Consider the following 13,678-nt stretch of genomic DNA (forward strand, 5'->3'; position numbering starts at 1 on the left):
ATGATTTTGATTGCTAGAAGATTACAATATAATTTCAGTTGGAGGATTTTTCAAATTTCAATGCATTGTAAATAGTTAAAAATAAATAATTTAATGTATTTCGCAGAATGCACAGAAGCAACCCAATAAGAGGAGAAATCGCGCCCGTAATACAAGCAAAAAATATGCAAGACAAGCCAATGCAGCCCGATTGGCGGGCAATGCAATTGCCGCGGGATTGTTTATTTCCGATTTGTTCGATTGCTACAATAAATGCGAGGAATGCTCGGATGCTTACCAGAATTTCCGTTGGTTTGGAGCAGAAGATGAGTGAAATATCTAAAGTATGTCAAAAAAATAAACAAAAAATATTTTAGTAAAATCTGATGATATAAAATTGAAATGGAATTTTTTTGGGTTTATTGTTAGATATTAACTGTATAACTATCGAATAAAATATATATGATATTATTGAAAGAGAATAATAATGAAAAATCTAAAATACCTTAAAGACTATAGTCCTAAATGGCATGGTTTTTTGTCTAGTATTTTGCCTTTTATAATTACTCCACTGATGACTCATATTTTATCTTTAAAAACATGGAATATTGATAAGAGTATTTTAGAAATATTTATTTTCTCTACTTATATCATTGGATTCTTTTCATTCTTTTTTACTATCTATGTAATTGGATGGATACGACAGGAAAAAGTAAGTAAATTGAAAGAATTTATATTGGTGTTTTTTTATATTATATTTTGGATAATATTTGTTTTTTATTATCCAATAGCAGGGATTATGGCTGTTTACTATGAAACTCTTACTCCATTCATTTTTCTTATTATTAGTCCGATATTTTTTACTGGTGTATATCGGTATTTTAAGCGAAAACGTCAGATCAATGAAGTTATTGTTCCTAAAATGAAAAAACTGCGATTTCACCGTAAATAGTGACAAGTTTACTATTGGTCAGAAAACAAAATACTTGCATCTTTGTTTAAACTCAAGTTATATTATTGGCGTTATACGAGCGCCGGAAGCAGGTGGTATTGCTTCGAGAAAAGGGAATTGGTGCGTAGTAAAATCGTTCAGATAGTCGGAGTAAGCGCCTATACGGTCGGACAAAAGTTAGGAAAGAAGGAGGTCATGCCGTGCAAAAGTCTGCCGGCAAGAACTCTATCGAAAGTTGTTGTTGCATAAGGAGGAGGTGTTCTGTGAATTTGACTTTGCAAGCAGTCCGAAAACTATTTAATGGAAGAGTACCCAGCCATTGCGGCCCAGGTGAAGAAAGAGAAGGCGGAAACTCATTGGACCGATGAAACCGGTTTGCGTAGAGACGACGTGAATGGCCGTTGTGACGCCCCAAAGGGCAAATTCCTGTTTAACGTGTAAAAGAGACACCGAAAAAACAGAATATGATCAGTACAGAGACCAATCGCGGGCAAGTGCGTTTCATGTTCTACCATGAAACCATGACGACACCACCACTGAAATAGTGAGAGACGATCCAGCGACCCGGGATGAGGTTATAAAGGCCTTCCGTGCTTATGAAGAAGGAGGTTTTGGGGTCACTGTAAGATTAGGAGCATGTCTTCATGCTTATGCGGATAGTTGGGGACATGAAGGATTTACAGCTTGGTGGAATAGCAGTATCAATCGGCGGACAGGTAGTATGCGTCCTAATATTGGACATGCAGATGCAGCAGATGGAGGTAGTGCTCCAGATTATCCTTATAATGACGTAGATAAAGCTTTGGAAGCAGCAAAGGCAATCTTTGATAAAATTCCTGATAAATGTGGCTGTCCAGCAAACTGGGAAGATTATGAAAATCATTTACGTTCATTGTTTTCATATAAGAATAATGATGATAATATAAGATCTGAGAAATGGCGTTCTGAAATAGAAAAGAAATTTGGAGAAAAACCATTTTTTGATGTAGAATATTTTAAACATCGTAATGATTATTTTGAACGATCTTTGGGACTTTAGCAAAAGATAGAATTTTAAGAGGAGACAATATATGATGAAAATAAAAACTAGCTTATATTGCGCAATTACCACTTACTTCCTATGGTTGGGAATATTATTATGGATATATAAAATAGTTCTAGTAGAAAAACCGGAGGGTGGCATTTTGATGTTAAGTTTTCCGAATGTTCCACTATCTTATTTTTCTCTTTCCATGGTTTGGATATTTTTTGCAATTGTTATCAATGGCGGATTATATTCTTTTTTTATTTATATTTTATGTAGAGACAAATTATTTTGGAAATTAATTTCTATTGCCATAATATCATTGATTCTTATAGTTTGTATTTTTTTAGAATTGTTTGAGGCGAAGGAAATAGCTCAAGCAGAAATAAGTCAAATTATAGAGATATTTTCATGGCCATTTTTTATACGTAATGATTTCTATCCTTTTTTCATGGGGTTTAATCTGTTTTTGATTTACTGTTATTTTACTATTTTAAGAGGTTTGTTTTTAAGATGTAAAGAAGTAGTAAAAAAACATAGAACTTGAGATATATTTGTCAGTAATTACAATTCAATTGCAACATATTGTTTCGGATGGTAAACGAATAATCAGTCAGTATGATTTATAATAGTCTGAACCGGACGTATAATTATCTGCTGCGGACGAACGCGGTGAATCAGTATTCGCTGATCACCGAGCCGAATGGCACCACTTACGCGCAGGTGCATGATGCTGACGGCAACCTGACTGGCAGCTATACGACGCAATATACCTACGATGCCGAGAACCGTCTGAAAACGGCGGATGTCGGGACTTATCGTTATGAGTATACTTACGACTATTTAAGTCGTCGGATCAGGCAGAAGGTGATCCTGAAATCGGGCGCGACTGGCCAGACGCAGTCGGAGGTCGCTTACGTCTACGACGGCTGGAATGTGGTGGGCGTCTACGACATCACGACGGCGACGACGACTTTCCAAAAGGGGTATCTGTGGGGCGAAGACCTCTCCGGCAGCCTGCAAGGCGCCGGCGGGGTCGGCGGGCTGCTGGCGGAAAAGCGCGGTGGGCAGACTTATCTGCCGGTCTATGACGGCAACGGCAACATCATGAGCTACCTGAATGCGTCGACCAAGGCCTCGGTGGCGGAGTACGTCTACGACGCCTTCGGCCGCACAATATCTTCGAGTGGCGCGGAGGCCGACAACTTCACCTACCGGTTCAGCACGAAGCCGGTGGACGGCAATGGGCTTTACTACTACGGTTACCGTTACTACGATCCGCAGCACGGCCGCTGGATCAGCCGCGACCCGATTGAGGAAGAAGGAGGGATAAATCTGTATGGGTTCGTTCAGAATAACGGCGTAATGAAATATGATTTGCTGGGAACATTCGTATTAAGTCCTGGATATGAGTATCGCGTATATGCTGGCGGATATCCATTATGGGGAAGTTATAATATTAGATTTTTTGAAGAAACATTACAAGAAACTTCTTCTTTTATTTCTAAAAAGATAATTGTGAGAAGTAATATGTATAGTGCATTTCGTACATCACGAGAAAGATATGATTATGGATGGGGGGCCTATCCAGGACGGAATCCAGTAATACCTACAGAAACTCCTCATGAGATGTTTTGGGCTTATGCGATGATTTTTACATGTAAATGCCAATCCAAAGATAATGGAGAGGTCTATGGTGCTGTAGAACTTTTTGAAAAATCTTCAAGCTGGCAAGTTGAAAGAGATTGGTTTGAGGGATATTCTGTGGATGGAGGAGTCTCTTTAATGAAATTAGGCATGGGCCTTTCATTTAATGGTTCAAATGTGCTTAATTTTGAAAGAGCAGGAGGCTCTGCCTATATAGCAACTGGTACAGTTTATCGTGTAGCTTATGAAGTTGGTTGGATGCTTAATAAAACCACTTCTGCAAGTATTAGTGCAATGGGGCTAGGGATGGGGTTTCCTATATTATCCCAAAATACTGTCATCGCAAAATTACGGTTTATGGTTCAAGGAACATGTTCATTTGAAAATGGTCGATTGAATCTAGATTTGGTTTATCTTGATTATTAAGAAAGTATAATATATAAGTGGAGATGATGTAATTAGTGTTTTTTCTAGATGAGTTACTATAAATTGGGGTAATTAATAATAATGTAATAAAAGAAGTGATTAGCCTGAATGTTGCATGAAACTTTCGAATCGTCGAGAAATGTTCAGAAGATTCGGAAGTTTTTATTTTCAGAGTCGGATATTGTCGTTTTTTTGCAAATTGAGCATATTCCCCCTTTCCCCCGTTGTTGTTCGGCGAGCCGGGGACAGCTCTCCAAGGTTTTATTCCCAAGCGATGATTTTCGCAGCGATCAAGCGGAGGAGTTCCTGATTTGGACAAGCACTTGAAAGAGCAACATAAATTTTTCTGGTATTCCGTCGAATAATGGCACCGATTTTCACCAGGTATAAGCGAATGCTGCCGCAGGTAGCCTCGGCAAATTGAGTTCCTGTCAACAACAATGCCCGAAACCGTTCCATGAGAATATAAGCCAAACTTGAAAGCAGAAGTCGGAATTGATTTGCCGCAAAGTCATGGCAGCTCGTCCGATCAGCGAAAAGATCCAGCTGCTGTTCCTTGATCCTGTTTTCCATCTCTCCTCGGGCGCAATAAACTTTTTCATAAAGATATTGTCCATCATCATCAAGATTGGTGACGATAAAACGATTATTCGGTCCGGGGGAGTTGAATTCCGCTTTGGCAATCACCCGGCGCGGATATTTCCAAGTTCCTGCCGCATATTCGAACTGAGTAAACAGTTTTGCTTTTTCATGTGTTTCGTTGTAAAGTGCTTCCGCTTTCACTTGAAGATCTTTTGATAATTCCAGCAAACGTGGATTTTTCGCCAATCCGACAATATATTTGACCTCATTTTTATCACACCAGTTCAGCATTTTCTGCCGACAAAAGCCACTGTCTCCCCGGAAAATAATCTTAACCTTCGGCCATTTCTGCCGAAAGCGCTTTACCAGTAGCGAGAGAATCGCCCAAGCATGCTTGGCCGCATCAATTTTTGATGGACGCAAATAAGCCACAAGCAATTGATCCCCGCAGAAAACATACAACGGCAAAAAGCAATAGTGGTCATAATAGCCATGAAAAAAGCGATTTTCCTGCATCCCGTAAGTAAGGTCATCGGTGGCATCGAAATCAAGAATCAATTCTCGAGGCGGCGTGGAGAAACTTTCGATAAAGAATTCGACAAACAATCGGCTCAAATCTACGCAAGCACGACGATCGATTCCATTTTCGAATCGACATAAAGTGCTTGGAGTGGCGAGTTGACGATCACGACCGACAACAGTTTGAATCAGCGGATCAGTTCGCAATTCATGATGGTCATTGAGATCTTCATGGCCGGCAACCAAACCAAAAACTCGTTGACGAAGCATGCTCAGATAGGAATGCTCAACTTTTCCGGGCTGTCGAATATCAAAAGAATCCAGCAGGTTACCGGCGCGCCGGGTCAAACCGAGTTTGCGGTCGAATTCTTTCACAAAAAGCAACCCGCCGTCACTGCTGATATCTCCACCGGCGAAATTGAATTCAATTTTTCTGCTTTTCGGACCTTGAAAGACCGGAATCGAAACATTACATTTTGTCATTGGCAGACCTCGGCGTTATATTGTGATGTAAGATATTACAATATAATACGTTAGTCGAGAATCTGCCTCTTTGTTTTTGAAAATTTACGCAATATTCAGGCTAGCACATCTGCGTTGGATTGGAAATAGTTGGTTTGGAGAAGGAGCCGAGCCTGGACCGTTTGGCCAAGCGTACCGAGCGATTGGTACTCCTGCATTTCTTATCTTTGCCGGAATATCTGCTATGTTTGGAGATTGATTTATATCACACCTGTCCTAACAATTTTCAAAATGGCGTAATTTTCTGATTACGCCCCCTCATTTTCATCTATTTCACACCAATTCTCAAAAGTAGCCCCCCTTTGTTGTAAATCTGCTGTCCTAAAAAGCGAACTCTGGTTGAAATGATTCCGGCTCCGGTGGTTTGGTAAATGGTTGATCCAGCCATTGGCGCAAGTCGCGGTAAACAAATAGATTCCATTTCAGGAAAGTGACCAGGGTTGAAAAATGCCATTGCGCTTTCGACAAAAACTTCAGGTACTTGGTCAGCAAAATAGCGATAAGCGCTGTCCAAACTTGAATCCGAACCGCATTTTCGCTGGTGCCGATAAACGTTTTGATCTTGAAGTTCTGCTTGAGCATCTTGAAAAAGCTTTCGATTTGCCAGCGAGCCTTATAGATGTCGCCGATCGTTTGTGCGTCCAGCTCAAAATTGTTGGTTAGCAAGGTCAATGTCCGATGGTTTTCCACATCGCAGACGACCACTTTGCGGAGACGTTCCGGATATTTGTCTTGCGAACCACGCAGAAAAATGACTTCATCGCTCAAAACGGTTCCGGGATATTGCTTGACATCGTATTCCGGGATGTCGTAGGTCGTATTGGTCTTGAGGCGCGTGACAAAATCCACACCGGAGAGATTCCATTTATACAGCATGGAAAAATCAACGTATCCGCGATCACAAACCACCATGCTGTCACGCGGGAGTTCCATTCGTCTGGCGCTGTTTACCTCATGAACATCTCCATTGGTGAAATCAACGAACACGGGAAGATGACCATCGTGATCCAACAGCATATTGAGCTTGATTGCCCCTTTGGTTTGCCGATAGGTTGCCCATGGAAAAACTTTAACGCAAAGCTCAATCAGCGTTGCGTCGAGACTGTAAAGTTTCTTGGGAAACGAAAACTCATGCCGTGGCGCAATTGCATGGCAGTGTCCCAGAAGCATATGGAAAATATCGCCGAACATTTTCGGAGAGCGATGGGCATTGGCGTACGACAAGTTGGATTTGGTTGGAGCGGATTCCACTCCAAGGTGATTCTATTTGCCTCCACAGGTTTTCAAACCTCCGCAAATCTCTCGCAGACTATTGGCCTGCGCCAACTGGCAGAAGATCATCGACACAAAATGTGCCCAACTGTCAAAGGACTGTTTTCGCTTGTCTCCATTGTGTTTCATGACTATTTCTTCAAATTCTCGCTTCGGTATCAAATCCAACACTTGACGAAAAAGACTGACTGATGTATTCTTCATTACGGAGCCTCCTTGTGGTTTAGGCAACCGTAATATACTATTACGGACAAGTTGGCTCCACTTTTTTCACCCTTTCAAAAGTTTGTTAGGACAGGCGTGTTTACATATAATGATCTCGGATATCTGATCGGCATGGGAGGGATGTCCTATACATATGATGCCTATGGGCGACGCATTACCGCAGCTGATGTCTGGCATGCGATGAATTATTCCTATGATGCGCGAAATCGATTCGCTACGGTTTCCGGTGATGTCAATACGCCGTTCAAAGCCGCCTATCAGCACCATAACGTAACTGGTCAGATCACTCAAATGACCATAGATCCATTGCCCGGAACCGGCGGCATGAGGCCGATAACGCAGACCAGGAGCTACGATTCGCAACATCGCCTGACCGGTATAGCGCAGAACACGCCCGCAGTATCGATGCAGCCTAACGGCTATACGGCGAATTACACCTACGATATTCAAGGTCAGCGCGAAACTCAAAGCAGCAACTTGTTCGGTTCCCGGAGTTACGAATACGACGTTCTTGGCCAGTTAACCAGGGAAGCAAACGATAGCGGCAATACGCTTATGAGCTATGCGTATGACCTGATCGGCAACCGAGTCAATATATCAAAATCCGGTGATTTCAGCCGGATATATGCGACCGATGAAGTCAACCGCTATGAGACGATCACAACCGGCGGAACGGCGGAAGTTCCGGAGTATGACGCCGATGGCAATTTGAAGGCCGTGAACGGCTGCACTCTCACCTGGGATGGCGAAAACCGGTTGATATCCGCAACCAAAGGGCCGGTGCAGTATGTTTACAGCTATGATGCTTTCGGGCGTCGTACTTCGGAGGCCTATTCCGGTCCGGACACGGCGACTTATCCGTCCCGGAGTTTCATCTGGGACGGCTGGAACATCCATACGGAAACAATCGGCATGGACATTGATATTCCATCCACCCGCATCTGCTATGTGTGGGGTGAAGATCTGAGCGGCACGTTGCAGGGAGCCGGCGGCGTCGGCGGGCTGCTGTTCCAGACCGTCATGATAGGATCGCAAGGCGGCGGCGAAACGTCTTTCCCGCTGTATGACGGTAACGGCAATGCGACGGTGTACGTTGCTCCGGACGGTGTTTACAGGCAGATGTACAGCTATGACGGGTTCCTGAATGCCGAGCCGCAAATCGTCAACGGCGAAGCATTCCGTTTCCGTGGCAGCACCAAAAGCTGGAACGAATTTACCGGCCTGCTCGACTATCAGCTCCGCAGCTACAATCCTCAAACCGGCCGCTGGATACAGGAAGACCCGATCCAGGAACAGGGCGGAGTGAATTTATATGGGTTCGTCAATAATAATCCAAATAAAAATATTGATGTTCGGGGAACAATTTTAATTCAGCGAAATAATCAAGAATTTTCTAAAATATGCCTAACGTCAAAAGCAGAGACTATTGATGACATAGTAAATGCTATCAGACTAGATAAAAATGAATGGAAAAAATGGCTTTTAACTGAAGAACATGCCAGTGTTGATAGGATAGAGTCATTTACATGGTATTTGGCTCCAAATACATTTGTCATTGCAACAGGCAATAATACCGGGGTGTCAACAGCAATACTCGCAAGATGGTCTATGAAACTCTATGATGCCGCATATGAAATGGGTTTTAATGTTATTAATTTTCGTGCTGATGTCGGAACTTCAGTATCCAGGGTAATTTCGAAAACAAAAGAGAAATCAGTTTGGGGTTATGCTTTCTTTGGGCACGGTTATGCTCAGACCATTATTCCTTATATGCCGGCGTGGTTCCTTTTTGCTGATGAACAAATAAATGGTAGCTTTGTTTGGGATGAATCGAGCGATAATATGGATATTATTCTTGAATATAATTTAAGAACTTCATTTAAATACGCATTGGGAATTAATTATCACTGTCATGCAGAGAAGCAAGATTGGAAGCTACATTCAATAAATTATTATGGTTCTAATGGTGTTTTGAGTTCTCTTTCTGGACCGCGCGGAATTGGTTATTGGGGAAGTTGGGAAGGATTGCTGTATTCAGTTTTTAGATAAGAAATAAAAATTATAATTGTGTAATTGTGCTAGGGGGCTGATTGTGAATAAACAAATTAATAATAAAAAAGTAATTATTGGTATTATTTTATGCGTAATAGGGATTGGGTTGTATTGTAGTTATCCGTGGCGAAGTAAAGGTAAAATAACCAAGACAATAGCGTATTTTTATTTGGATATAACTAAAACTATTATTGATAATTATGCAATGGAAAAAAATAAATTCCCCGATCGTGAATTTGTCATTAATTCACTTGAAAATTATAAGGTTTCACATACCAAGCATGGTATTTCTTTATTCTATTGGCCTGATGGTTATAGAAATAGTTCTATAGTTGATAAAAATATTTATATAATGGTTAAAGATCCATGCAACCAACAAATAAGTTACTTTGTGTCAGAAAATGGGAAAAATCTTTTTCCAGTAAAATATTTAATATATTATAATGATGAACTTGACAAAATACTTAATAACGAGAACCCGCTTATAATGGTTATAAAAGAAGAAGAATAAAAGAAAATGATGCTTTCGCACGTCGTGTAAGGATAAATTATGAATTTCATCATATATATAATATTTTCTTTATATACAATTCCACCTCATCTATTAATTAACCTGAATATTGCATGAAACTTTCGAATCGTCGAGAAATGTTCAGAAGATTCGGAAGTTTTTATTTTCAGAGTCGGATATTGTCGTTTTTTTGCAAATTGAGCATATTCCCCCTTTCCCCCGTTGTTGATCTGCAAGCCGGGGACAGCTCACCAGACGATTATTCTATGGCAATGATTTTTGCGGCGATCAGGCGCAACAGTTCCTGATTCGGACAAGCACTTGAAAGAGCAACATAAATTTTTCTGGTATTCCGCCGAATAATGGCACCGATTTTCACCAGGTATAAGCGAATGCTGCCGCAGGTAGCCTCGGCAAATTGAGTTCCTGTCAACAACAATGCCCGAAACCGTTCCATGAGAATATAAGCCAAACTTGAAAGCAGAAGTCGGAATTGATTTGCCGCAAAGTCATGGCAGCTCGTCCGATCAGCGAAAAGATCCAGCTGCTGTTCCTTGATCCTGTTTTCCATCTCTCCTCGGGCGCAATAGACTTTTTCATAAAGATATTGTCCATCATCATCATCAAGATTGGTGACGATAAAACGATTATTCGGTCCGGGGGAGTTGAATTCCGCTTTGGCAATCACCCGACGCGGGTATTTCCAAGTTCCTGCCGCATATTCGAACTGAGTAAACAGTTTTGCTTTTTCATGTGTTTCGTTGTAAAGTGCTTCCGCTTTGATTTGAAGATCTTTTGATAATTCCAGCAAACGTGGATTTTTCGCCAATCCGACAATATATTTGACCTCATTTTTATCACACCAATTCAGCATTTTCTGCCGACAAAAGCCACTGTCTCCCCGGAAAATAATCTTAACCTTCGGCCATTTCTGCCGAAAGCGCTTTACCAGTAGCGAGAGAATCGCCCAGGCATGCTTGGCCGCATCAATTTTTGATGGACGCAAATAAGCCACAAGCAATTGATCCCCGCAGAAAACATACAACGGCAAAAAGCAATAGTGGTCATAATAGCCATGAAAAAAGCGATTTTCCTGCATCCCGTAAGTGAGGTCATCGGTGGCATCGAAATCAAGAATCAATTCTCGAGGCGGCGTGGAGAAACTTTCGATAAAGAATTCGACAAACAATCGGCTCAAATCTACGCAAGCACGACGATCGATTCCATTTTCGAATCGACATAAAGTGCTTGGAGTGGCGAGTTGACGATCACGACCGACAACAGTTTGAATCAGCGGATCAGTTCGCAATTCATGATGGTCATTGAGATCTTCATGGCCGGCAACCAACCCGAAAACTCGTTGACGAAGCATGCTCAGATAGGAATGCTCAACTTTTCCGGGCTGTCGAATATCAAAAGAATCCAGCAGTTTACCGGCGCGCCGGGTCAAACCGAGTTTGCGGTCGAATTCTTTCACGAAAAGCAACCCGCCGTCACTGCTGATATCTCCACCGGCGAAATTGAATTCGATCTTTCTGCTTTTCGGACCTTGAAAGAACGGAATCGAAACATTACATTTTGTCATTGGCAGACCTCGGCGTTATATTGTGATGCAAGATATTACAATATAATATATTAGTCGAGAATCTGCCTCTTTGTTTTTGAAAATTTACGCAATATTCAGGTTAGCTGGATATTTCGGCGATGGGTTGAGCTTTCCAGTTTTGAGGGAGCAAAGAGTCGATCTGCGATGCGGGCGTGGTATTGATGCGGATCAGAACATCTTCCAGCCATTGACGGTAGTTGACGGCGTTGGCCTTGCAGGCCGCCGCGAAGGAAAACAGGATCGCCAAATTCTGTCCACCTGTCTCGCTTCCGGTGAAAAGCCAGTTACGTCTTCCGATTGAAATTCGTCTCATTTGAGACTCGGCGACGTTATTGTCAAGATTTAATTGGGGATCATAAAGGAACTTTTTGAGCTCTTTTTCAATATTCAAAGCATAGGTTGCGGCTTTTGCCAATGGAGAGAACGGCAACTCATTCTGCTGCCACTCACGGCAAAGCGCAAAGATATCGTCAACAATTTTACGTGAATCCCGGCGGGCGATTTTTCGAGCTTGAAATAATGCAGTCTCGGTGCCTTTGGCTTCGGCTTTATCCTTGGCGATTCGCTCAATCCGGTAGAGATCGCGGATCATGTCAAGCATCCGCGCACTTTTAACAAAACCGGCTTTATGGGCATCGAAAATACGCCTTCTGTAGTGAGCCCAGCAGCAAGCAGCCTCGCAGGAAAGCTTTTCATAACCGACATAGGAATCGCGAATAATCGTGCCGACATAATCGCCCAGCAACAGTTGAGCAACATCCTGTGAGCGCGATGGCGAAAAATGAAAGGCCACCATCGGCGGACCGATCCCGGTCATTCGACACCAGAAATAAGCGGTTTTGCACTTGCCGTGTCCGGGAACGGCCAGCTTCAGGAAGGTTTCATCGACATGGAGCACATCACACTCCATAATCAGTTCCACCATCCGGTCATAAAGAACCTTGAGGCTCTGGGCCCGTTTTTGAAAAGATGCGCCAGCGTGGACGGGGCGATCTGGACTCCCTCACTTGCAAACATTTTCACTTGGCGTTCCAGCGGAATCGAGTGTTCCGTTTTATCGGCGATGACTTTCGCCGGAATGGAGACATCATATTTGGTTTTGCCGCTCGGACTGTTGAAATAATCACCAGGCGCGGAAGCCGTCCGAACGCCTTGGAGCGGATCTCCCGAAGCCGCATATTTAGCCCGGCGGTAGCGGATCACATACAAGCCGCTGCGGATCGCCAAACGTTCGGAATCCTCATAGCCGATCAACTCCATCCCCAGTCGTTTTTCCTCCGGGATATCGATGATCCGATCCTCGCGGGGAAGATCAGACGGAATCTCCTCCCAACCATTTTTTTTCACGGATTTTCCGGGTGTGCTCGGCGATGGTTTGCGATTCAGCAGGAACCTCCGATTCACTTGTTTCCTCAAATCCAGGCAACAACCCCGATTGGTCGGCCGTCGGCAAAAAACGCTCTGATTTGGAACCGAAAATCTGACGCTTCAGCCAGGCGTTTTCATATTCGAGTTTGGCGTTCTGTTTTTTCAACGCGGCATTTTCGGATTTCAGAACTGCGTTTTCAGCTTTCAGCGCGGCATTTTCGGATTTCAGGGTGATGATTTCAGCTCTGGCCGCCGCCAGTTCTTTTTTGAGATTCAATATCTCTTCTGCCTGCTTGTGAATGAGAGCACTCAATTCCCGGATGGCCGCAAGCGCGTCTTCCAAGGTGGATATTTCCCCTTCCATGTCAATAGCATAGACTGTTCAATCGGATTTTTCAAATCCATATCCAGCTTATTTTCAAAAAATTATCAATATTATTACGACGGTGTCTCCTTCGAATACCGTTTGTAATACCGCTGCGGCTTGATCCCCGACAAGATCGCATAAAGTTCCCGCGACTCCAACTCAATTTTTCCCTCCGCCGATACCGGTAGATTGAACTGACCACGCTCAAGCCGCTTCGCAAAAATACACATGCCGCCATCCTGGTAAAAAATCATTTTCACCAACTTCTTGTTCCGGCTGAAAAACACGAACAAATGTCCCGACGCCGGATCGCGACCGATATATTCCTCCACCGCTCCCGCCAAACCATCGAACGACTTCCGAAGATTCACCGGGTGCGGACAATAATAGATGCGCTGATTGCCTCCAAGAGAAAACATCAACGATCCTCAAATACGTCCAAAACTTCCGATAACGTTTCCGGAACAAAAGCCGGAGCCAACTCAATTTCCCACTCGCCAAACTTCAGACGAATACCAGAAGAACGCGTTGAGATTGGGACGGACGATGGTTTTACTTCCACAAATTCAACTTTGGCGTCTCCTGCCCGTTCCTTTTTTAGCCGGCTAACCTGAATGTTGCATGAA

The 13,678-nt window shown here is 43.0% G+C and carries 13 protein-coding genes and 1 pseudogene; 6 read left to right on the forward strand and 8 right to left on the reverse strand.

Annotated elements, in window-relative coordinates:
* Positions 1-466 precede the first annotated feature (466 nt).
* The 4 genes from HWX74_RS13465 to HWX74_RS13480 all read left to right on the forward strand — a co-directional run bounded on the left by HWX74_RS13465 (position 467) and on the right by HWX74_RS13480 (position 4,028).
* Entirely contained in the window at positions 467-931 is a 465-nt protein-coding gene (locus HWX74_RS13465; RefSeq protein WP_176014025.1) for a hypothetical protein, read from the forward strand.
* 544 nt (positions 932-1,475) lie between these two features.
* Entirely contained in the window at positions 1,476-1,970 is a 495-nt protein-coding gene (locus tag HWX74_RS13470; protein WP_176014026.1) for a DUF6765 family protein, read from the forward strand.
* Between the two features lie 31 nt (positions 1,971-2,001).
* Positions 2,002-2,502: a hypothetical protein gene (locus HWX74_RS13475; protein ID WP_176014027.1), complete on the forward strand. Its 501-nt coding sequence runs from the start codon at positions 2,002-2,004 to the stop codon at positions 2,500-2,502.
* A gap of 71 nt (positions 2,503-2,573) precedes the next feature.
* Positions 2,574-4,028 (forward strand): RHS repeat protein, encoded by a 1,455-nt coding sequence (locus tag HWX74_RS13480; RefSeq protein ID WP_176014028.1) that lies wholly within the window; start codon positions 2,574-2,576, stop codon positions 4,026-4,028.
* 261 nt (positions 4,029-4,289) lie between these two features.
* Here HWX74_RS13480 and HWX74_RS13485 read toward each other — a convergent pair whose 3' ends face one another.
* The 3 genes from HWX74_RS13485 to HWX74_RS20525 all read right to left on the reverse strand — a co-directional run bounded on the left by HWX74_RS13485 (position 4,290) and on the right by HWX74_RS20525 (position 7,127).
* On the reverse strand, positions 4,290-5,612 hold the full coding sequence (locus HWX74_RS13485) for an IS1380 family transposase (RefSeq protein ID WP_176012100.1): 1,323 nt from the start codon (positions 5,610-5,612) through the stop codon (positions 4,290-4,292).
* A gap of 360 nt (positions 5,613-5,972) precedes the next feature.
* On the reverse strand, positions 5,973-6,902 hold the full coding sequence (locus HWX74_RS13490) for an IS4 family transposase (RefSeq protein ID WP_217704957.1): 930 nt from the start codon (positions 6,900-6,902) through the stop codon (positions 5,973-5,975).
* Between the two features lie 12 nt (positions 6,903-6,914).
* The gene (locus HWX74_RS20525) at positions 6,915-7,127 is read right to left on the reverse strand and encodes a DUF4372 domain-containing protein (protein ID WP_217704958.1); all 213 of its coding nucleotides are present in this window, start codon (positions 7,125-7,127) and stop codon (positions 6,915-6,917) included.
* 132 nt (positions 7,128-7,259) lie between these two features.
* On the opposite strand from HWX74_RS20525, the gene HWX74_RS13495 reads away from it, so the two are divergent.
* Both HWX74_RS13495 and HWX74_RS13500 read left to right on the forward strand, forming a co-directional pair.
* On the forward strand, positions 7,260-9,197 hold the full coding sequence (locus HWX74_RS13495; RefSeq protein WP_176014029.1) for an RHS repeat domain-containing protein: 1,938 nt from the start codon (positions 7,260-7,262) through the stop codon (positions 9,195-9,197).
* Positions 9,198-9,240: 43 nt separating this feature from the next.
* On the forward strand, positions 9,241-9,711 hold the full coding sequence (locus HWX74_RS13500; RefSeq protein ID WP_176014030.1) for a hypothetical protein: 471 nt from the start codon (positions 9,241-9,243) through the stop codon (positions 9,709-9,711).
* A gap of 259 nt (positions 9,712-9,970) precedes the next feature.
* Here the strand turns inward: HWX74_RS13500 and HWX74_RS13505 are convergent, their stop codons facing one another.
* The 5 genes and pseudogenes from HWX74_RS13505 to tnpB all read right to left on the reverse strand — a co-directional run bounded on the left by HWX74_RS13505 (position 9,971) and on the right by tnpB (position 13,471).
* Entirely contained in the window at positions 9,971-11,296 is a 1,326-nt protein-coding gene (locus HWX74_RS13505) for an IS1380 family transposase (protein WP_176014031.1), read from the reverse strand.
* A gap of 100 nt (positions 11,297-11,396) precedes the next feature.
* Positions 11,397-11,564, reverse strand: a complete 168-nt coding sequence (locus HWX74_RS20695) for a transposase domain-containing protein (protein ID WP_368506827.1) — start codon at positions 11,562-11,564, stop codon at positions 11,397-11,399.
* A pseudogene (locus HWX74_RS20700) lies at positions 11,541-12,577 on the reverse strand (IS66 family transposase); the annotation flags it as partial. The gene HWX74_RS20695 and the pseudogene HWX74_RS20700, both read right to left, overlap by 24 nt.
* 52 nt (positions 12,578-12,629) lie before the next feature.
* Positions 12,630-13,049, reverse strand: coding sequence for a hypothetical protein (locus HWX74_RS13520; RefSeq protein WP_176014034.1), 420 nt, complete (start codon positions 13,047-13,049; stop codon positions 12,630-12,632).
* Between the two features lie 74 nt (positions 13,050-13,123).
* On the reverse strand, positions 13,124-13,471 hold the full coding sequence (gene tnpB, locus HWX74_RS13525) for an IS66 family insertion sequence element accessory protein TnpB (protein WP_176014035.1): 348 nt from the start codon (positions 13,469-13,471) through the stop codon (positions 13,124-13,126).
* Positions 13,472-13,678: the final 207 nt, after the last annotated feature.

This window comes from Victivallis sp. Marseille-Q1083, from assembly GCF_903645315.1.
Classification (GTDB): domain Bacteria; phylum Verrucomicrobiota; class Lentisphaeria; order Victivallales; family Victivallaceae; genus UMGS1518.